Source organism: Janthinobacterium sp. SUN100, from assembly GCF_030397705.1.
Taxonomy (GTDB): domain Bacteria; phylum Pseudomonadota; class Gammaproteobacteria; order Burkholderiales; family Burkholderiaceae_D; genus Janthinobacterium; species Janthinobacterium kumbetense.
Genome location: NZ_JAPUBU010000003.1, coordinates 689,932 through 709,012 on the forward strand (window position 1 = coordinate 689,932; position 19,081 = coordinate 709,012).

Annotated in this window: 15 protein-coding genes; 7 read left to right on the forward strand and 8 right to left on the reverse strand. The window is 65.6% G+C overall.

The window, feature by feature from the left end; all coding sequences use genetic code 11:
- Positions 1-4: 4 nt before the first annotated feature.
- From O0881_RS19620 to O0881_RS19635, 4 genes are read right to left on the reverse strand one after another with little or no spacing between them, the layout of a single operon-like run.
- Complete coding sequence (locus tag O0881_RS19620; RefSeq protein WP_289912597.1) at positions 5-1,393, reverse strand: TolC family protein; 1,389 nt, start codon at positions 1,391-1,393, stop codon at positions 5-7.
- Complete coding sequence (locus tag O0881_RS19625; RefSeq protein ID WP_289912598.1) at positions 1,390-4,488, reverse strand: MexW/MexI family multidrug efflux RND transporter permease subunit; 3,099 nt, start codon at positions 4,486-4,488, stop codon at positions 1,390-1,392. Before O0881_RS19625 ends, O0881_RS19620 begins: the two co-directional genes overlap by 4 nt.
- 15 nt (positions 4,489-4,503) lie before the next feature.
- Positions 4,504-5,604, reverse strand: coding sequence for an efflux RND transporter periplasmic adaptor subunit (locus O0881_RS19630; RefSeq protein WP_289912599.1), 1,101 nt, complete (start codon positions 5,602-5,604; stop codon positions 4,504-4,506).
- A gap of 58 nt (positions 5,605-5,662) precedes the next feature.
- A complete protein-coding gene (locus tag O0881_RS19635) occupies positions 5,663-6,145 on the reverse strand; it encodes a DUF2165 family protein (RefSeq protein ID WP_289912600.1) in 483 nt (160 codons plus the stop codon).
- Between the two features lie 125 nt (positions 6,146-6,270).
- On the opposite strand from O0881_RS19635, the gene O0881_RS19640 reads away from it, so the two are divergent.
- Positions 6,271-6,930 carry a MarR family transcriptional regulator gene (locus O0881_RS19640; RefSeq protein WP_289912601.1) on the forward strand — a complete coding sequence of 220 codons (660 nt, stop codon included), beginning with the start codon at positions 6,271-6,273 and terminating at the stop codon, positions 6,928-6,930.
- On the opposite strand, the gene O0881_RS19645 is transcribed toward O0881_RS19640, so the two are convergent.
- Positions 6,927-8,204 (reverse strand): MFS transporter, encoded by a 1,278-nt coding sequence (locus O0881_RS19645; protein ID WP_289912602.1) that lies wholly within the window; start codon positions 8,202-8,204, stop codon positions 6,927-6,929. The genes O0881_RS19640 and O0881_RS19645 overlap by 4 nt on opposite strands.
- A gap of 112 nt (positions 8,205-8,316) precedes the next feature.
- Here O0881_RS19645 and O0881_RS19650 point away from each other — a divergent pair, with 112 nt between their 5' ends.
- Positions 8,317-9,216, forward strand: a complete 900-nt coding sequence (locus O0881_RS19650; RefSeq protein WP_289906038.1) for a LysR substrate-binding domain-containing protein — start codon at positions 8,317-8,319, stop codon at positions 9,214-9,216.
- A gap of 87 nt (positions 9,217-9,303) precedes the next feature.
- Here O0881_RS19650 and O0881_RS19655 read toward each other — a convergent pair whose 3' ends face one another.
- Complete coding sequence (locus O0881_RS19655) at positions 9,304-9,603, reverse strand: hypothetical protein (RefSeq protein ID WP_289912603.1); 300 nt, start codon at positions 9,601-9,603, stop codon at positions 9,304-9,306.
- Between the two features lie 166 nt (positions 9,604-9,769).
- Positions 9,770-10,810 (reverse strand): class I SAM-dependent methyltransferase, encoded by a 1,041-nt coding sequence (locus O0881_RS19660; RefSeq protein ID WP_289912604.1) that lies wholly within the window; start codon positions 10,808-10,810, stop codon positions 9,770-9,772.
- A gap of 129 nt (positions 10,811-10,939) precedes the next feature.
- On the opposite strand from O0881_RS19660, the gene O0881_RS19665 reads away from it, so the two are divergent.
- Both O0881_RS19665 and O0881_RS19670 read left to right on the forward strand, forming a co-directional pair.
- A complete protein-coding gene (locus O0881_RS19665; protein WP_289912605.1) occupies positions 10,940-11,836 on the forward strand; it encodes an AraC family transcriptional regulator in 897 nt (298 codons plus the stop codon).
- Positions 11,837-11,891: 55 nt separating this feature from the next.
- Entirely contained in the window at positions 11,892-12,302 is a 411-nt protein-coding gene (locus O0881_RS19670) for a VOC family protein (RefSeq protein ID WP_099668299.1), read from the forward strand.
- A gap of 148 nt (positions 12,303-12,450) precedes the next feature.
- Here O0881_RS19670 and O0881_RS19675 read toward each other — a convergent pair whose 3' ends face one another.
- Positions 12,451-15,321 carry an insulinase family protein gene (locus tag O0881_RS19675; RefSeq protein ID WP_289912606.1) on the reverse strand — a complete coding sequence of 957 codons (2,871 nt, stop codon included), beginning with the start codon at positions 15,319-15,321 and terminating at the stop codon, positions 12,451-12,453.
- A 283-nt stretch (positions 15,322-15,604) separates the two neighbouring features.
- Here O0881_RS19675 and O0881_RS19680 point away from each other — a divergent pair, with 283 nt between their 5' ends.
- From O0881_RS19680 to O0881_RS19690, 3 genes are read left to right on the forward strand one after another with little or no spacing between them, the layout of a single operon-like run.
- Positions 15,605-17,017: an ATP-binding protein gene (locus O0881_RS19680; RefSeq protein WP_251349647.1), complete on the forward strand. Its 1,413-nt coding sequence runs from the start codon at positions 15,605-15,607 to the stop codon at positions 17,015-17,017.
- A complete protein-coding gene (locus O0881_RS19685; protein WP_251349649.1) occupies positions 17,014-17,556 on the forward strand; it encodes a hypothetical protein in 543 nt (180 codons plus the stop codon). Before O0881_RS19680 ends, O0881_RS19685 begins: the two co-directional genes overlap by 4 nt.
- The gene (locus O0881_RS19690; RefSeq protein ID WP_289912607.1) at positions 17,553-18,920 is read left to right on the forward strand and encodes a sigma 54-interacting transcriptional regulator; all 1,368 of its coding nucleotides are present in this window, start codon (positions 17,553-17,555) and stop codon (positions 18,918-18,920) included. The genes O0881_RS19685 and O0881_RS19690 overlap by 4 nt, the downstream gene beginning before the upstream one ends.
- The last annotated feature ends 161 nt before the right edge of the window (positions 18,921-19,081 follow it).

The following is a 19,081-nucleotide window of genomic DNA, read 5'->3' on the forward strand; positions in this document are numbered from 1 at the left end:
AAGATCACATAGTGTGCCCCCATCCCAGCGCCTTGTACAGGGCGATCGCATCGATGTAGGACGCCGTTTCCGCCAGCAGCGCTTCGCGCCGGATATCGTACAAGGCGCGCTGGTTTTCCAGCACGGCCTGGTAGCTGCCGGCACCGCCCGCATAGCGCGTGCTGGCGATGCCGAGGGCCGCGTTGCCGTGGCGCGCCGATTCCAGCAGCGAGGCCAATCGCGTCTGGTTTTCCGCCAGCTGCGTAACGGCGTTTTCCACCTCTTCCTGCGCCAACAGCATCGTTTGCGCATAGCGCGCCAGCGCGCCCTGCGCTTCGGCCTGCGTGCCGCGCAAGCGCGCCTTGACGCTGCCCAGGCGGAAGGCCGGATAGCTGACGGAAGGCGCCACGTCGAAGGCGCGCGCGCCGCCGTCGAACACGCCGCTGCCGCGCAGCGCAAAGAAGCCCAAAAAGCCGCCCAGGCTCAGGCGCGGATACAGGTCCGCCGTTGCCGCCCCCACGTCTTCGCTGGAAGCGGCCAGCAGTCGCTCGGCGCGCACCACGTCGGGACGCTGCTTGATCAGGCGGTTCACGTCGCCCAGCGGCAGCTGGCCGGCCAGCGGCGCCTGCTGCCGCGGTGCTGTCGCCAGCGCGATGGCGCCCGGCGCTTGGCCGCTCAGCACATCGAGCCGGTACTGCGTCTGGCGCAAGCCCGCCTGCAACGGCGGCAAGGCCGCCTCGCTGCGCGCCAGGTTGGCCAGCGCGTTGTGGCGCTCTTCCGGCAAGCCGCTGCCGGCGCGGATGCGCGCATCGATCAGGGCGATGGTATCGCGCCAGCTTTGCACTTGCGCCTGCGTCAGCGCCAGGTTTTTCTGGTAGCCCAGCGCCTCGTAGTAATTGCGCGCCACTTCGGCGGCGATCGTCAGCTGCACTTGCCGCAAATCGGCCTGCGCCGCGTCGGCGCGCGCCTGCGCCGAGCGGCTGATATGCGCGAGGCGGCCGAACAGGTCGATTTCCCATTGCGCATCGAAACCCACGCGCGTGCTGGTGCCGGCGGCGCGGCTGTCTGGCGCATCTTGCTGCACGCTGCGCTGCCACCCCGCCCGGCCCGTGACGGCGGGCAGTTCGTCGAGTCGGCGCTCGTCGAAGGTGGCGCGCGCTGCCAGCAGATTGGCTTGTGCCTGCGCGATATCGAGGTTGTGGGTCAACGCGCTGGCGATCAGCCGCGACAGGCGCGCATCGTCGAAAAACGTCCACCAGGCGGCTTCGCTGGCAGCCGTTTGACCTGGCGCAAACTGCGCCTGCTGCGGGCTGGCCAGGGCGATGGCGGGCGTGCCCGGCGTGACGTAGGCGGGGCTGACGGCGCAGCCGGCCAGCAGGGGGAAAAGGGAGATGAGATAGCGGTAATTTTTCATGGGGATTCCTTCAGCGCGTGCGACAGATCGCGCGCGCGCGGCGTGGCATGGTCGGCCGTGTGGCGGCGGGCCAGAAAGGTGTACACGGTGGGCAGCACGAACAGGGTAAAGAAGGTACCGATCAACATGCCCGAAACGATCACCACGCCGAGGCCGAAACGGCTGTTGGCGCCCGCGCCGGACGCGAACAGCAGCGGCACCAGGCCCACCACCATGGCCGCCGTCGTCATCAGGATCGGGCGCAAGCGGATTTGGGCCGCCTTGCGGATGGCGCTGAGGCGGTCCAGCCGTTCATGCACCTGCAATTCGTTGGCAAATTCCACCATCAAGATCCCGTGCTTGCTGATCAAGCCGATCAGGGTCACGAGGCCGATCTGCGTATAGATGTTGACGGTGGCGTAGCCCAGCGCCAGCGGGATCAGCGCGCCGCAAATCGACAGCGGCACCGTGATCAGGATGATCAAAGGGTCCGTCAGGCTTTCATACTGCGCCGCCAGCACCAGGTAAATCACGACGACGGCCGCCAGGAAGGCCAGCAGCAGCGCATTGCCTTCCGTGGCGAATTGGCGCGCGTCCGATTGCCAGTCGTAGCTGAAGCCGGGCGGCAGGGTTTTCGCCACGCCGTCGAGGAAGGCGACGGCGTCGCCCAGGGTCACGCCCGGCGCCGGCACGCCCTGGAAGGTGGCCGCATTTTGCTGGTTGAATTGGGTCAGCATGTTCGGCTCGATCTGTTCCGTCACCGAGACGACGGCGGACAGGGGCAGCAGGCTGCCATCGTCGGCGCGCACGTACTGCTGCGTCAGGGCTTGCGCCGTCAAGCGTTGTTCGCGCGGGCTTTGCGCGATGACGTCGTAGGCGCGGCCATCCATGCCGAAGCGGTTCAGATAATTTTCGCCCACCAGCACGGCCAGCGATTCGCCGATGTCCTGCATGCGGATGCCCAGGCTGTTCGCCTTGGAGCGGTCCACGCGCACCTTGACGACGGGGTTGTTGTAATCGAGGTCGCTGTCGACGACGGCAAACAGGCCGCTGTCGCGCGCGCGCTGCTTGACGTCTTCCATCGTGCGGAACAGGGTGGCGTAATCCTGCGCGCTGCGCAGTACCATTTGCACGGGCAAGCCGCCGCTCGATCCCGGCAAGGGCGCCAGCTGGAAGGCGAAGATGCTGGTGCCTTCCACGTCGCCCACGGCGTGCTGCAATTCGGCCTGGATGACGGCCGCATTGCGCGAACGTTCGGCCCATGGCGTCAGGTTGATACCGCCGATGCTCGATGCCGGGCCTTCGCCGCCATTGATGATCCAGCGCGAGTCCGTTTCGGGGATATTTTTGTAGATCTCATCGAGCTTGTACGAAAAGCGTTCCACGTAATCGAGATTGGCATGCTGCGGCGCCTTGATCGCCGTCAAGACGCTGGCCTGGTCTTCCGCCGGCGCCAGTTCGCGCTGCGGCAGCAGGTACAAAAACGGCAGACTGACCATCACCAGCGCGGCGAAACCGGCGCTCAGCCAGCGGTGGTGCAGCGAGCGGTCCAGCAGGCGCGCATAGCGGCTGGTGAGGCCTTCGAAGAAATGCTCGGCGGCGCGCGCCATGCGCCCTTCCGCTTGTTTTGGCTGCAGCAGCAAGGAGCTCATCACGGGCGACAAGGTCAGCGCCACCACGCCCGACACCACCACGGCGCCGGCCAAAGTCAGCGCGAATTCCTTGAACAGCGCGCCCGTCAATCCGCCCATCATGCCGATCGGCGCATACACGGCCGCCAGGGTGATCGTCATGGCGATCACGGGGCCGGCCACTTCGCGCGCGCCCACCAGGGCGGCCGCCACGGGCGTCTTGCCTTCCTCGATATGCCGGTGCACGTTTTCCACCACGACGATGGCGTCGTCGACCACCAGGCCCACGGCCAGCACCATCGCCAGCAGGGTCAGTAAATTGATGCTGAAGCCGAAGGCCAGCATCAGCGCCGCCGCACCCAGCATCGACAGCGGGATCGTCACGACGGGAATCAGCACGGAGCGCAGGGAACCCATGCAAAGGTAGATGACGATGACGACGATGAGCAGCGCTTCGAGCAGGGTGTGCGCCACCTCGTCGATGGACGACTGGATGAAGCGCGCCGTCTCGAACGCCAGCTCGACTTTCACGCCCGGCGGCAGGGTTTTCTGGATTTCCGGCAGCAGTTTCTTGATGCCGTCGACGATCACCAGCGGGTTGCCGCCGGGCGTGGGCGACAGGCCCAGATACACGGCCGGCACGCCGTCCATGATGCCGCTCGTCTCCGTGGCGGCCGCGCCCAGTTCCACCGTGCCCACGTCTTTCAAACGCACGAGGGCGGCGCTATCCTTTTCATCGCCGCCCTTGCGGATGACCATGTCGCGGAACTCCGCCACGCTGGTCAGGTCCGTGTTGACGCTGATGTTCGCGACGACGAATTGTCCCTTCACCTTGCCGGGCGCCGCCTGGTAGTTATTGCGCCGCACGGCGTCGGCCACGTCGGCCGCCGTCAAGCCGCGCGCGGCCAGTTTCGCCGGGTCGATCCACAAACGCATGGCCAGCTGCTGGCCGCCATACACGTCGACTTTCGCCACGCCGTCGATGGTGGCGAACATCGGTTGCACCACGCGCGCCAGGTAATCCGTCAGCGCGGGCGCGGACACGCTCTCGCTGGCAAAGCCGACATAGGCGACGGCCGAGGAATCGCCGGCCGCGCGCTCGATGACGGGGTCGAAAGCGCCTTCCGGTAATTTATAGCGCACCTGGTTGACCTTGGCCATGACTTCCGTCAACGCTTGCGTGGAATCGCGGTTCAATTCCATGCGCACGGTGACGGTGCTGCTGCCCTGCACCGACGACGACGTCAGGTAATCGATGCCTTCCACCGACGATACGGCTTGCGCGATGGGTTGCGTCACGAAACCCTGCATCAGTTCCGCCGAGGCGCCCGGATAGTTGGTCGAGACGGTGATGGTGGATGATTCGAGCATCGGGTATTGGCGGATCGGCAGCTGCAGGATGGCGATCACGCCCAGCATCAGAATCAAGGTGCTGATCACCAGCGCCAGCACGGGGCGGCGCACGAATAAATCGGTAAATTTCATGGTGCTGGCCTTTCCTCAAGAACCGGCCCTGGGCGCGGCGCGTTTCGCCTCGTCCAGGGTATTGGCCACGGCCTGCACGGCCATGCCGTCGGCCAGTTTCAGCTGGCCCGAGGCGACAACGCGCTGCCCTTCGCGCAAGCCGTCGAGGATGGCCACGCGGCCCCCGGCCCGCTCGCCCAGTTTGACGCCCACGCGCTTGACGGTGAGCGGCTGTTTTCCTTCCTGCTGCGCCACAAACACCGTATCGCCATACGCGCTGTAGGTCACGGCCGTTTCCGGCACCGTCAGCTGTTGGCCAGCCTCGCGGGCCACGCGCACGTTCGCATACATGCCCGCTTTCAGCGCACCGCGGGGATTGCTCAATGCCGCCTGCACCTGCACCATGCGCGAGCGGGCGACCAGCGGGTCGATGGCGTTGATCTTCGCCGTGAAGATTTCATTCGGATAGGCGTCCACCAGCACTTGCACGGCCTGTCCCGGCGCCAGTGTTGCGCTGCTCTGCTCATCGAGGGCGAAGTTCACCAGCAAGGCCTTCGTGTCGATCAGGCTGGCCACCGTGTCGGCCGCGTTCAGGTACTGGCCCGCGTGCACCTTGCGGATGCCCAGCTGCCCGGCGAATGGCGCGCGGATGGTCTTTTGCGCGATCAGCGCTTCCGTCTGGCGCACGTCGCCCAGGGCCGCGTCGCGCGCGGCCAGCGCCGCATCGAGCTGCTCCTGCGTGGCGGCCTTTTCCCTGACCATCTGCACGGTGCGGGCATGGCTGCTTTCCGCGTTTTTCAGCTGTGCGCGCTGGCGCAGCAGCATTGCCTGTTCCTGGGCGTCATTGAGCTGTACCAGCACGGCGCCGGCCGCCACGCTCTGGCCAGATTCGAAGCGGATCTGCGTGACGCGCCCGCCCGTTTCGGCCGCCACCTGCACCTGGCGCGCCGCTTCCAGTTCGCCCACACCGGCAAAAAAGCGTTCCTGCGTGCCCAGCACGACGGGGACCAGCGCCACCTTGGTGGCGGGGTAGGCGGCGGCATCGGCCGCATGCGAGTTGGCGCGCGGGTACAGCGCGGCGCCCGCGACGGCCAGGGCGATGGCCAGCGCGGAAACGCCGACGAGTTTCGTATTCATGATGAAGTCCTTTACTGCATTGAAAGGGAGAAAGAAGAAGAGGCGCAGCGGAGGCTGGTCAGGTCCGCTGCGCGTTGAAGAGGAAGAACAAACCCAGGGTCCACAGCAGCAGCACCAGGTGCGTCGTCTGTAAGCTTTCCTGGGCGATCCAGTAACCGAACCACAGGCCGCCCAGGTGCATCAGCAGCAGGAAGGCGGCCATGGCGCACAGGGCCAGGTTCAGCCAGGGCAACGCTTGCGTCAGGGATGCGCCGAGCAATAGCGCCACGCCCGTCCAGGCGGCGATGGCGGCCAGCAGTTGCAGCGCCAGCACCGTCAACAGGCTCAGGCGGTGCAAGACCAGGGACGTGAGCGCGCGGCGCAGCAGCGGCGTCTGGATGGTCGGGTCCTGGCGCAGCGGGTCCATGCGCATGGTGTTGCCGATGGCCCAGACGGCGCCGTGGAAGGCGTGCAGGTTGTTGAGGGCGGCCAGGGTGAGCCAGAGGGCCAGGCCGGTGGCGAGGATGGCGTGAAACAGCCAGATCGAGTGAGACAGTTGCATGGGAAAATCCTGTCAAAAGAGTACCTTGCCGGCATGCGGACGTGGAAACTCCTCGACAGCGGGGAGCTACCGGCCTATTATGCAAGCAATTAGTTGGTTAACTGGCCCCATGATAGTTGAGTGAAATGAATTACACAAGTAAACGTTTGGATAATCAAGAGGCGCCGCAAACGACGGAGCGCATCCTGTATTTCATCAAGACCAAGGGACCCGTCTCCACGGCGACCCTGGCCAAGACCCTGGACATGACGGGCGAGGCGGCGCGCCAGCAAGTGCAAAAGCTGGTGGCGGCGGGCCTCATCGAGGGGCGCCAGGAAGCGCAGGCGGGCGCCGGGCGGCCGCGCCAGAACTGGGTCTTGACGGAGGCGGGCAATGCGCGCTTTCCCGACACGCATGCGCAGCTGACGATCAAGCTGATCGGTTCCGTGCGCCAGCTGTTCGGCGAAGCGGGCCTGGATAAACTGATCACCCAGCGCGAAGAGGAAAGCCGCAGCGCGTATGCGCTGGCGTGCTCGGCGCCGGACTTGCCCACGCGCTTGCAGCAGCTGGCGGCCGTGCGCGATGAAGAGGGTTATATGGCGCGCGTGGAAGCGGATGGCGACGACTGGCTGCTGATCGAAGACCACTGCCCCATCTGCGCCGCCGCGCGCACCTGCCAGGGTTTTTGCCGCTCAGAATTGCAGCTGTTCCAGGAAGTGGTGGGACCGAACGCCAGCATCGTGCGCGAGCAGCATGTGCTGGCCAATGCCATGCGCTGCGTTTATCGGATCAGGACGTTGCCCTAGTCTTTCGGAAACAGGGGCCGCGTAGCCAGCGCCACCAGCCCCGCCAGCCACCACACGACGGGCCAGCTGCTGGCCGCCAGCAAGTGCGGGATGGCGATCGGCGTGAGGAACAGGCCCGCGTAGACGGCCGTGTTCGCCATGCCCAGGGCCGTGCCCGCGTTGGCGCCGCCCGCTTCCGTCGCCAGCTCCGTGTAGGCCACGCCATGCCAGGCGGACACGGCGATGCCGGCGGCCACCACGGCGGCCATCAGCAGCCAGCCCGGCGCCTGCAGCCAGGCGATGCATCCCAGCACAATGAACGACGCCAGCGCCACCAGGGCCGAGCCGCGCAGATAGGCGGGCCGGTTCGCGTGGCGGTCCGTGTGGCGTCCGCTCCAGATGCGCATCACCATGGCGCCCGCCTGCAGGGCCACCATCACGGCCGTGATGGCGGCCAGTCCCAGGCGGCCATGGTCGTGCAGGAAGACGGTGGCATAGCTGAGCACGGCAAACTGGGGCACGCACAGCAAGCCGATGGCGGCCACCATGCGCCAGACTTTGCGGTTTTTGATTGGACCTTGCAGCGGCGGAGGCGGCTTGATCCCCATCAGGCCCGTGGACGCGTTTTGCGGCCCCGTGGCGGCCTCGGCAGAGAAATCGGGCTCATGCATCCATCGCCACGTAAAAAACGCCGACAGGCCGCATACGAGGGCCAGGGCGCCAAACACGGGCATGAAGCCGTAACGTGACGCCAGGCTGGGCAGGACGAGGGCGCCCAGGCCGCCGCCGAGCGGCACGGCCGTCTGGCGGATGCTCATGGCGAAACCCCGTTCGCCCGCGCCAAACCAGCGCATCACGGCGCGCCCGCTGGCGCCATTCACGCTGCCGCCCAGCACGCCGACCAGCGCCAGCCCGGCCGCCAGCGCCCATAACGGCGGCACGGCGCCGTCAGCGGGCGTGATCCACAGCAGCAAGGCCAATAGGGCCAGCATGGTGCCCAGCAAGCCCGTCAGCAGCACGGGGCGGTCGCCCCAGCGGTCGGTGGCCATGCCCCATGGCAATTCTGTCAGGGCCACGCCCAGGCCCATGGCGCCCAGCGCCACCCCCAGTTGCGTATTGCTCAGGTGATAGCCGCTGCGCAGCCAGATGGCCGTCGTGGGCATGCCGTTGGCGGCGGCGGAAAAGCTGGCATTGGCCGCCACGCCGACGGCCAGCACCTTCCAGCGGTGGGCATCGCCCAGCGCGGGCGCGGTGGCGGGGACAGGAACAGGAACGGCTGGGCAGCTGGTGGTCATGGCAGGGAGGGGAAAGTGGTTGACCCTGACAGTGTTGCGCAGTACGATCGTTCTGAATATCAGATAATTTACTGGTCACCATCCCATAAAACAGGACGATTGCATTTGCGCCATGAGCTTGCTGAATTTTGACATCGCCTTCTTGCGCAGCTATGTGGCTGGCATCGAGCTGGGCAGCTTTGCCCGCGCGGCCGACAAGGTGGGCCGCTCCACCTCGGCCGTCAGTGCGCAGCTGAAAAAACTCGAGGAGCAGGCGGGCATGCCCCTGTTCCGCAAGGATGGCCGGGGACTGGCGCTGACGCCGGCCGGCGAAGTGCTGCTCGGCTATGCACGCCGCTTGCTGGAACTCAACGACGAGGCGGCCGTCGCCTTGCGCGGCGCGGAACTGGAAGGCTGGATCAGGCTCGGATTGCAGGAGGATTTCGGTGAAGCCTTGCTGCCCGACGTGCTGGGACGATTTGCCCGCGCGCATCCGAAAGTGCGCATCGAGGCGCACGTGGCGCGCAACACGGCCCTGATGCAAGGGCTGGCCATGGGCCAGCTGGACCTGGCCCTGCTGTGGGGCGGCGCCTGCATCGCCGACGTGGCCGAGTATCCGCTGCCGCAGCGCCAGCATATTGCCGAGCCGGCCATGCGCTGGATCGCCTCGTCCAGCCTGGCCTGGCAGCCCGAATCGGGCGAGCCTTTGCCGCTCATTACCTTCGACCGCGACTGCCTGTTCCAGCGCTGCGCCACGCAGGCGCTGGACCATGCGGGCATCGCCTGGCGCACGGCGTTTACCAGTCCCAGCCTGGCGGGACTGTGGGCGGCGGCCGCGGCCGGGCTGGGCGTGACGGTGCGCACCAGCCTGGGCTTGCCGTCTTCCGTCTGCGCGCTCGACCACGTGGCGGCGGGCTTGCCCGCCCTGCCCCCGCTGTCGCTGGAACTGCTGCGCGCCTCCAGCGTGCCCAGGCCGCCCGTCGAGCGGCTGGCTGGCCTGATCATCGACGCGTTGCGGGACAGCCCCGCTTGATACTGGCGAGCGGAAACGGGCGCCGTGGGACATCGGCATGCATCGGTCCCGGCGCGGGCCGCCGGCGCAGGCTTACCGTGGCTGTTCTCAGTTTGCTCGCCAATGGAAACAGATTCCATCTTGCATGATCTGCACATCAGCTATGTTTCGCTGCATGCCGCTGTGCGTGTCGAGTACGCAAAAATCGCATGACTGAATTTCCTGTTCCAACCGGTCTGCCTCGACGAAAAGCTGATCGTTGGCGGCTTGTTCCAGATTTTTGAACAAGGTCGCGTATGCGGCAAAGGCAGCCGTGGGAAGAAAAGTCCCGAGAACAAGCGCATTCTCGGACAGGACGACAATTTCTCCGAGGATCGTTCCAGAACGATCAGATAGTGTCAGGCTCATAGGGCGATGGACATTTTGGTGCTATCTCAGGTGCGTGATGCGGGGTTTGTCATGGTTCAGCGTTCAGCGCTATCGCTGCGCAGCCAGTATTCAACCACATGGGCGCAGCGCTTGCCATGCGATGCTTCAAATGGCGCTTGCGGCAGCGCGCTGCGCGGGGACGGATTCATGCTCCATCCTTGCGCGCAATCAGCACCTGCACGGGCGCCATGGGGAAATCGCTGGCGCTGTATTGCTCCACTTGCCGCCAGCCCGTGTCGCGCAGCAGCTGCGCCAATTCTCCCTGCTGGGTTACCGTGCGGCCCAGCATGCGCATCGGCAAGTAATACGGCAGCACGCGCGCCGCGTCGCCGGCTGCCGGGGCGATTTCCGCCTGCACGCAAACGAAGACCCCACCGGGTGTCAACGCCGCATGGATCTTGCGCAAGGCCGCCGCCATGTCGGGCACGAAATGCAGCACGGACGAGCACCAGATGAGGTCGTAGCCGCTGCCGATATCGTCGCTGGCCAGGTCGCCGCCCACAGTCTCCAGGCGGTCAGACAGTTGCGCATGGGCGATGTTCGCGGCCGCCACGGCCACCGTTTCCGGCCAGTCGAAGACGCCGCCGTGCAAGCCCGCATGGGCTTGCGCCAGCGCAATGGCAACCCAGCCCGGTCCGCCGCCCAGGTCGAGCAGGCGCAGCGGCGTGTGGCCGTCTGCAAACGGGGCGATGCGCTGCATCACGGACAGGGCTGCGCGCATGGTGACGGCGCGTTGTTCCTGGCCAATCTGCTGCTGCGCGGCAATGGCCCAGTTGATGCCACTTGCCGTGCTGTAGGGCGCGGCCTTGCCGCCCTCGCGCACCAGCGTGCTCAGCTGGGTGGCGAAATGGCGCAGCGCATGCAGCCGGTACAGCCAGGCGTCGCCGCAAAAGGCCACGGAGTCGCGGCAGAAATACTGCAAGGTGGCGGCCGTGCAGCGGTAGCGCCGCGCATCTGCGTCGGCCGCATCGCGTTCCAGCACTTGCATGCTCCAGAGTAATTCCAGCAGCAGCGCCGTGTGCGGTGCGTGCAGCGACAGGGCGTCGGCCAATTGCGCCGGCGTGTGCGGCGTGGCCAGCAATTCGAAAATGCCCAATTCCAGGGCGGCGGCCAGTCCATCGGCCTGGACGGGCGCGACGGCCAGGTCCCAATACGGTTGCAAGGCGTGTTGTGTGGTGAATGGCATGGTGCTTCCTTTCGCTGAGGTGGGCAGAGCGCCTATTTTATGCAACAATGAGAATAATTATCATTTGCATTTGTATGCGACACGGCGAATTTCGTATGCGCGACGGCGCGCGGGAAAACAGGGGGAGCGATGAGGGAACAGGACAGGGAAGCGGCAGGCTGGACGCGGCGCCAGCTGGACCCCGGGATGGGCGAGTGCCGCGCTGACCAGCGCCAGGTCGACCAGGGCTTGCTGCTCGTGCATTCCGATTACCGTCCTCGCCTTGCGCTCGTCGAGCAATCGAAGCATGACGATGCGGGCGGCATGGTGATCACCATCGGCCTGGAAGGCGTGTCCGGCTACACCACGCGCGATGGCGAACAATTGCGTTTCCGAGCCGGCCATACGACGGTGACGGCGTTTCACCACGTCAGCGGCGAGCGCCGTTTCGAAGCGAATCAACGGGCGGCGCAATTGCGCGTGCTGGTCGATGAAGACGCGCTGGCGCGCTACTGGCCGCAAGGCCTGGCATCCCTGCTGCCCCACGGTGGCGCGCGCCAACTGGCGCATGCGGCCACCACGGCGGCGTCCGCCCTGCAGGCGCGGGCGCTGCTGCGCGCGACGGACCCGCTGGCCGTGCATATCGGCGTGCTCAGTGTCCTGGCGGAACAGTTGCGGGCGCTGCGGCCGGCGCCCGCGCCCGCTTCCATCCGGCGCTGGTCCGAGGCCGAGATGATCAAGCTGGAGCGTGTCCATGCGCTGATGCAGGAGCAGATGGCGCAAGACCTGACGCTCGATTACCTGTGCGCGCAAGCGGGCCTGAGCTTGTTCAAACTCAAGCAGGGATGGCGCTACCGCTACAACGACAGTCCGCAGCGCACCCTGCTGGCGCTGCGCATGCAGCGGGCAAAGTTACTGCTGGAAAATGGTTGCCAGGTGGCGCAGGCGGGCTGGCAAACCGGTTATCGCCATCCGTCCAATTTCAGCGCCGCGTTCAGCCGCTATTTCGGCTACGCGCCGAAGACCGTGGGACGCGCTGGCGCGTAAAAAGCCGGTGTAGAATCGGCGGGCAGCATTTTTCATCTCACCTGAAGGAGACATGATGGCCCGCAAAATATTTGTCAATCTGCCCGTCCAGTCGCTGGAACGCTCCGTGGCGTTTTTCACGGCGCTGGGTTTCAGTTTCAATGCCCATTTCACGGATGAAACGGCAACGTGCATGATCGTCGCCGACGACATTTTCGTGATGCTGTTGACGCACGATAAATTCAAGCAATTTACGCCCAAGCAGCTGTGCGATACCAAGGTGGCGACGGAAGTGCTCGTGTGCCTGTCGGCCGAGAGCCGCGGCGAAGTCGATGCGCTGGTGGCGAAGGCCGTCCAGGCGGGCGGCAGCATCTACAAGGAGCCGATGGATTTCGGCTTCATGTATGGCCACAGTTTCCAGGACCTGGATGGACATCAATGGGAGTTGATGTTCATGGAGCCGAACGCCGTACCTGGAAACGCCTGACCAAACCTACTGCGCGTCGCGCTTTGCGGCCGGCGATGCTCACCGTACTAGAGTACGGTTGCGCTTCTCGGCCACAAATCACTGCCGCTCGCTACGGTTTTGTCAGGCGTTGCAACAGCCAAGTCAAAACACTTGTTAAGCCCACGCCTTAGCTGGCCAGCGCCAATAAATCGACCACGTCCAGCCCGGCCAGGTCTTGCGTCGTGTTACCCGCAAACGCGGCGCGGCTCTGCTGGCCGTTTTTCAGCCAGGTGCGCGTGACTTCCTTGATCTGGCTCAGGGTGCAAGTCAATACGCCCGTGCGGAATTGCTGGCGCACGGCTTCCGTCGTGCCGCGCTGCTGCATGTTCCACGCCGTCAGCGCTTCCGCGTACGGCGAATGGGGCTTGTCGAGGCCCTTGATGACGCAGATGATGGCTTCTTCCACTTGTTCCTGCGAGAAATCGCCGTCGAGGATTTGATCCAGGGTCGTGCCGAAGTCGGCGTACGTGCCGGCCAGGCGCGGATCGCGGTAGGAACTGAGGGTAAACGTGCCGGCGCCGGCCGCATAGCTGGCGCTGCCGCCATACGCGCCGCCTTTTTCGCGCAGGGCCGTATGCAGCACCTGGTTGGTCATCAGTTCGGCGGCCACGGCCAGGGCGGACGCGTCCGGATTGTGTACGCCAGGCACGGCCCAGGACACGAAACAATGGTTGATCTGGCTCGTCGCATGCAGGGCCGTGTTGGCCAGCGGCAAGGCTGCCGGCGCTGGCGTTTCAGTTGCTGCGGCCGCGTCCGTGTTGGCTGCCGGCAATTCCAGCAAGCGGGCCAGGGTGATGCCATCTTGCTCCAGGCCGGCGCACAGCACGGTCGGCTGCTGGGCGATGATGTGCGCGTGCAGGGTGTCGAGCTCGCGCGCGATTTCCTGCAAGCCATCGGAGGTCTTGCTCAGCTGCTGCAGACGACGGTAGAACGGCAAGGCCGCCGGGCCGCCCACGATGTCGTCGAAGCGGCGCGTGGGCGACAGCGGTGCCGCCGCGGCCAGCATGGCGTAGCGGTTGCCCGATTCGGACAGGCTGCTCAATTTGTCTTGCACCAGGCTTTCGATCAGGAAAGCCAGGCGCTCTTCCTCATCGAAGCGGGGCTTGGCGATCCAGGCCGACAGCACGGCGGCGATGGCCGCGTGTTCTTCGCGCAAGCCGCTGGCCGAGAACGACAATTCCACGCGCATCGCTTGTTGCGGGCGGGGAATGGCTTCCAGGCCGATGTGGAACGATGGCACCATGCTCTGGCGCCAGGCGCTGGCATCGTCGAACGACATGTCGCCCACGCCCAGTTCCGGCGCCAGGTCCGTGTACAGGCGCAGCCAGGGCCACGACGCTTCCGGCAGGCCCGACACGTCGTACAGCACGTTGGCATAGCTGATGCCGTTCGAGGCAATGCTGAACGCCACGGCGCCGTCGACGGCCGGGGGAATCGGCAGTGCCGGGCGCGGCAGCGCGCTGACGTCGCCGGGGCGGATGCGCGGCAAGACTTCCGAATTCGACGGCAGTTGCTGATGCGCTTCCAGCGCGGCGGACTCGGCGATGATGTGCTCGCGCTCGGCGTCCGTCAGCTTCGCCTGCAGGGCCGCCAGCGTGGCGTCTTCCTGCGCGGCGCGGTCCGTGAAGTAGGCGCTGTCGGGCACCACGTGGGTGGTCAGACGGGTTGGATTGGCGATCAGCTCGCGCACCAGCTGCTTGAAGAATTCCGGGTCTTCGATTTGCTGTTCCAGGGTTTCCAGGATGTCCGCATTGTCGAAGGCATCCATGACGTTGCCGTCATACATGGCCAGCGGCAAGGCGTGCAGCAGGCGGCCCAGGCCGTAAGGCATGCGGCCGCTGCTGATTTCGCGCTGGCTGTATTTGATATCGCGCAAGGCCGCGTGCAGCACGGCGGCGGGAATGCCCTCTTGCGCCGTCTCTTCCAGGGCCGTCCAGATGCGCTGGTGCGCGTCGGCGATCTGTTCCTGCGTCAAGCCTTCCATGCCGATGTGGAACACCATCTGGCGGATGCCCGCGTCGCGGCCATTCATGTCCGATGGGCGGCCATAGCCGGCCGATTCCATGGCGCGCATGACGGGCGCCGACGATTCGCCCAGCAAGCCGTGCGACAGCAAATGCGCGTGGTAGTAGGCGATGGGATCGCTCGACTCGCCCATCAGCCAGGCGAATTGCAGGCCGAATTCATCGTCGCGCGCTTCCTGCGATGGAATTTTCACCACGTTTTCCTGCGGCGCCGTCCACGCGGGCGCCAGTTGCGGCAGGCGGCGCGGGCTGAAGCCGCTGAGCTTGGACAGCACGCGTTCGGCCACCTGCTCTTGCACGGCCGACGCTTCGATATTGCCGGCGGTCATGATCACGGCTTGCGAAGGGTGATAGTGGCTGGCGTGGAATTCTTTCAGCATTTCATGCGTCAGCTGGGGGATCACCAGCGGATCGCCGCCCGATTCCACTTCATACGTCGTGCCCTTGAGCAAGGCGCTGGCGATGCCGCTGTCGAGCGCGCGCATGGGGCTGTTGAAGGCGCCCTTCATTTCATTGAAGACGATGCCCTGGTACACCAGCTTGTCCCCTTCGAACGCATGGCGCCAGCCTTCCTGGCGGAAATTCAGGTAATCGAGGTTCGGGAAGAAGGCCGCGTCCAGGTACACGTCGAGCAGGTTGAAGAAATCCTTGCGGTCGGTGCTGGCGAACGGATACACGGTGCGGTCCGGATAGGTCATCGCATTCATGAAGGTGGCCGTCGAGCGGCGCAGCATCGAGAAGAAGGGGTCGCGCACCGGGTAGCGGGCCGAGCCGCACAAGGCCAGGTGCTCGAGGATGTGGGCGCGCCCGTCGCTCACTTCCGGCACAGTGGGAAAGGCCACCAGGAACACCATCTCAGCCTGCTCGGTATGCATGTGGATATGGCGCATGCCCGTTGCTGGCTCGACATATTGCTCGATGGTTGCCTGCAAGACTGGAATGAAGTTGCTGCTGACTTTTTCAAATGTGCTCATGCGGTATGGGATCTCTGCGGTAGGTGATTCGGAGTGTCGGTGGGGCTGCATCACATGTGGGGGCAAAGTGGCGTAATGCCAGGGCCGGGGCCACTTTGATGCCTGTATGGAGTTTTTCCCTATTGTACTAGGAGTATCTGCGCGCCGCCGCCGTGGCTTGCTTGCCGATCGCAAAAGCAACAACATTGTCAGATAGGCTATTTTTTGACAGGTGGCGCCCCGCGATGAACGCTTAGCGTACCATGCGCCTTTTGCACTCCAGACTGAACCGAAGGCGCCCACCTTGTCCCGACTTTCCTTTCGCCAACTGCTATTTGCCGCCTTCATTTTGACGACGGGCATTTTGACGGCTACCTCCGTGCAAGCCCTGCTGACCCTGGAACACCTGGCGCGGCTGGGGCGCGAGACGGCGGCGCAGGCGATTGCCCTGACGGAACAGTCGCAGCGCCTGTCCGAGCGCACGCTGGCCATGGAGCGCAGCGCGCGCCAATTTCTCGTGCTCGACGATCCCGTCTTCCGCGAGCGCTACGCGGCGGCCCGCGACGAAGCGACGGCGGCGCTGCAAGTGCTGAACCGGGCCACGCCCGAGTTCGCCCCGCAGCTGGCCGACGAATGGACGGTGCAGGCGCAAGCGGCGTGGGAAGTCTTGCAAGCGGGTAAGCGCCGCAAGCGCGATGGCCACGCCGTCGTGTACCGCGCGTTTGCCCGCATGACGCAGATCAATGACAGCCTGGCGCGCGAAAGCAAGACGGAAATCGGCAGCCGCAACGACGCCCTGCTGGCCGAGCTGGAACGCCAGCGCCGTTTGCTGGGCGTGCTGGTGGGCGGCGCCGTGCTGCTGGCGGCCGTGCTGGCCACCTGCTTCGGCTTTCTGTTGTCGCGCCCGCTGCGCCGCATCGAGACGGCCATCGAGCGCCTGGGCGACAAGCGCTACGACCAGCCCATCGTCGTCGGCGGCCCGGCCGATACGCGCCGCCTGGGCCAGCAGCTCGACTGGCTGCGCCAGCGCCTGGCCGATCTCGATGCCGACAAGGAACGTTTTCTGCGCCACATCTCGCATGAGCTGAAAACCCCGCTGGCGGCCCTGCGCGAAGGCGTGGCCTTGCTGGAAGACGAGGTGGCGGGCAAGCTCAGCGACGGCCAGCGGGAAATCGCCGGCATCCTGCAGCAAAACACGGCGTCCCTGCAAACCCAGATCGAAGACTTGCTGCGCTACAATACCGCCGCTTTTGACGCCCAGCATTTGGCGCGCAGCAAGGTGGACTTGCTGGTCTTGCTGCAAGATGTGGTGGCCGGGCAGCGCCTGCAATGGCTGGCGCGCCGCTTGACGGTCGAGGTGCAGGGCGCGTCGCTGATCGTGCAGGCCGACCGCGACAAGCTGGCCACGGCCCTGGCGAACCTGCTGTCGAATGCCGTGCGTTTCAGCCCAGAAGGCGGCACCGTGCGTTTCACCCTGTCTGGCGAAGGCGGCCGCGTGCGCATCGATTGCACCGACGAGGGGGCCGGCGTGGCGCCCGAGGATGCCGCGCGCATCTTCGAGCCGTTTTACCAGGGCGTGCGCCAGGCGGCCGGCGCGCGCAACGGCAATGGCATCGGCCTGTCCATCGTGCGCGAATATATCGCCGCCCACGATGGCAGCGTCACTCTTTTACCGCGCCCCGCCGGCGCGCATTTTCGGATAGAACTGCCCTTATGATGACGAGAATTCCCCTGGCCGGCATGGCCGCCTGCGCGCTGCTGTTGGGCGCTTGCGCCGCCAAGCCCCCCACCCAGACGCCCGTGCTGGTGCAGACGCCGCCGCGCGTGGTGGTGGTAGCCGATCCCCAGCTGGCGGAATTGCTGGCGTATCAGGGCGCCTTGCGCCTGATGACGCCGTCGGAACTGGTGAAGGCGCAGCTGGACCTGGCGAAGGCCGATCACGCGCCGCACAACACGCTGCGCCGCGCCATGCTGCAGGCCGCCTTGCGCGGCCCCGGCGACCTGGCCCGCGCGCAAGCCCTGCTGGAACCGCTGGCCACGGCCACGGGCAAGGACGCGCAATTGCTGGCGCCGCTGGCGCAATTGCTGGGCAGCCAGTATGCGGAACTGCGCCGTCAGGACGAGGGCATCGACAAGCTCAACACGCAGCTGCGCGACGCCCAGCGCCGCATCGACCAGCTCAATGAAAAACTCGAGGCGCTGAAAAACATCGAGCGCAGCCTGTCCGTGCGCCCCGCCGCGGGAGCGCCGAAATGAGCGAGCACGCCCACATCTTGCTGGTCGACGACGATCCCGACCTGTTGCGCCTGCTGACCATCCGCTTGAAGGCGGGCAACTATCGCGTGACGGCCGTGGGCAGCGCGGAAGCGGCGCTGGCGCGCCTGGCCGTGGAATTGCCCGCCCTGGTTATTACCGACGTGCAATTGCCGGGCCGCGACGGCCTGGCCCTGTTCGATGAAATCCGCCGCCAGCATGCGGCCCTGCCCGTCATTTTGCTCACAGCCCACGGCACCATTCCCGACGCCGTCGACGCGACGGCGCGCGGCGCGTTTGCCTACCTGACGAAACCGTTCGATGGCAAGCTGCTGATGGAAAAAGTGGCGTATGCCATCAACTTGTCCACCGTCATGCCGACGCCCGCGTCCGGCGACGAGAGCTGGCGTGCCGAGCTGATCAGCCGCAGCGCGCAGATGGCCGAGCTGCTGGCCGAAGCCAAGCTGGTGGCCGGGTCCGACGCCAGCATCCTGATCCGCGGCCCCAGCGGCACGGGCAAGGAATTGCTGGCGCGCGCGCTGCATAACGCCAGCCGCCGCGCCAAGGCGCCGTTCATCGCCGTCAACTGCGGCGCCATTCCCGAGCAGCTGCTGGAATCGGAACTGTTCGGTCACGTCAAAGGCTCGTTTACGGGCGCCGTCGGCAACCGCGAAGGCTTGTTCCAGGCGGCCGATGGCGGCACCCTGTTCTTGGATGAGATCGGTGACATGCCGCTGCCGCTGCAGGTGAAATTGCTGCGCGTGCTGCAGGAGCGGGCCGTGCGCCCCGTGGGCGCAGACCAGACGCGTCCGGTGGACGTGCGGCTGTTGTCCGCCACGCACCGCGACCTGGACGTGGCGATGGCCGAGGGGCAATTCCGCGAAGACTTGTATTACCGGCTCAACGTCGTGACCTTGACCCTGCCGCCGCTGGCCGAGCGCCGCGAAGACATCGCCTTGCTGGCCAACCATTTCCTGCAGAAGCTGGCGGCCAAGTATGAGAAACCCCTGAACGGCTTCGCGCCCGACGCCTTGACGGCCCTGGTGGCGGCGCCATGGCCCGGCAATGTGCGCCAGCTGGTCAATGTCGTCGAGCAAGTGTGCGCGCTGGCCACGGCGCCGCTGGTGCCCTTGAGCCTGGTGCAGCGGGCCTTGCGCGTGCCGTCGCTGGAAGCGCTCAGCTACAACGAAGCGAAGCAGCGCTTCGAGCGCGATTACCTGATACAACTGTTGCGCCTGACGGATGGCAATGTGGCCGACGCGGCCCGCCTGGCCGACCGCAACCGCACGGAGTTCTACCGTTTATTGCAGAAATACGAGCTGACGCCGGCCCTGTTCCGCGGCGAAGGCGACCCTGTCGCTGAATAGCGACAAAAATAAAGTATTAATAATCAACGACTTATTGTAAAACATTGATATTGTTGCCACAGGCTGTCGCTGGCAGACGACAAAAAACCCGGATTTTCGGCCCGAAACGCCGCGAAACGGGCAGGAAAAATCGAGTCTAAAGCTAAGTCGTTGATTTTGAA

Bases quoted from the DNA above. Each gene is read 5' to 3' on its own strand.
- O0881_RS19625 (WP_289912598.1), bottom strand. From the start codon at position 4,488: ATGAAATTTACCGATTTATTCGTGCGCCGCCCCGTGCTGGCGCTGGTG.
- O0881_RS19620 (WP_289912597.1), bottom strand. From the start codon at position 1,393: ATGAAAAATTACCGCTATCTCATCTCCCTTTTCCCCCTGCTGGCCGGC.
- O0881_RS19640 (WP_289912601.1), top strand. From the start codon at position 6,271: ATGAATTACACAAGTAAACGTTTGGATAATCAAGAGGCGCCGCAAACG.
- O0881_RS19630 (WP_289912599.1), bottom strand. From the start codon at position 5,604: ATGAATACGAAACTCGTCGGCGTTTCCGCGCTGGCCATCGCCCTGGCC.
- O0881_RS19690 (WP_289912607.1), top strand. From the start codon at position 17,553: ATGAGCGAGCACGCCCACATCTTGCTGGTCGACGACGATCCCGACCTG.
- O0881_RS19635 (WP_289912600.1), bottom strand. From the start codon at position 6,145: ATGCAACTGTCTCACTCGATCTGGCTGTTTCACGCCATCCTCGCCACC.
- O0881_RS19650 (WP_289906038.1), top strand. From the start codon at position 8,317: ATGAGCTTGCTGAATTTTGACATCGCCTTCTTGCGCAGCTATGTGGCT.
- O0881_RS19665 (WP_289912605.1), top strand. From the start codon at position 10,940: ATGAGGGAACAGGACAGGGAAGCGGCAGGCTGGACGCGGCGCCAGCTG.
- O0881_RS19660 (WP_289912604.1), bottom strand. From the start codon at position 10,810: ATGCCATTCACCACACAACACGCCTTGCAACCGTATTGGGACCTGGCC.
- O0881_RS19670 (WP_099668299.1), top strand. From the start codon at position 11,892: ATGGCCCGCAAAATATTTGTCAATCTGCCCGTCCAGTCGCTGGAACGC.
- O0881_RS19655 (WP_289912603.1), bottom strand. From the start codon at position 9,603: ATGAGCCTGACACTATCTGATCGTTCTGGAACGATCCTCGGAGAAATT.
- O0881_RS19645 (WP_289912602.1), bottom strand. From the start codon at position 8,204: ATGACCACCAGCTGCCCAGCCGTTCCTGTTCCTGTCCCCGCCACCGCG.
- O0881_RS19675 (WP_289912606.1), bottom strand. From the start codon at position 15,321: ATGAGCACATTTGAAAAAGTCAGCAGCAACTTCATTCCAGTCTTGCAG.
- O0881_RS19685 (WP_251349649.1), top strand. From the start codon at position 17,014: ATGATGACGAGAATTCCCCTGGCCGGCATGGCCGCCTGCGCGCTGCTG.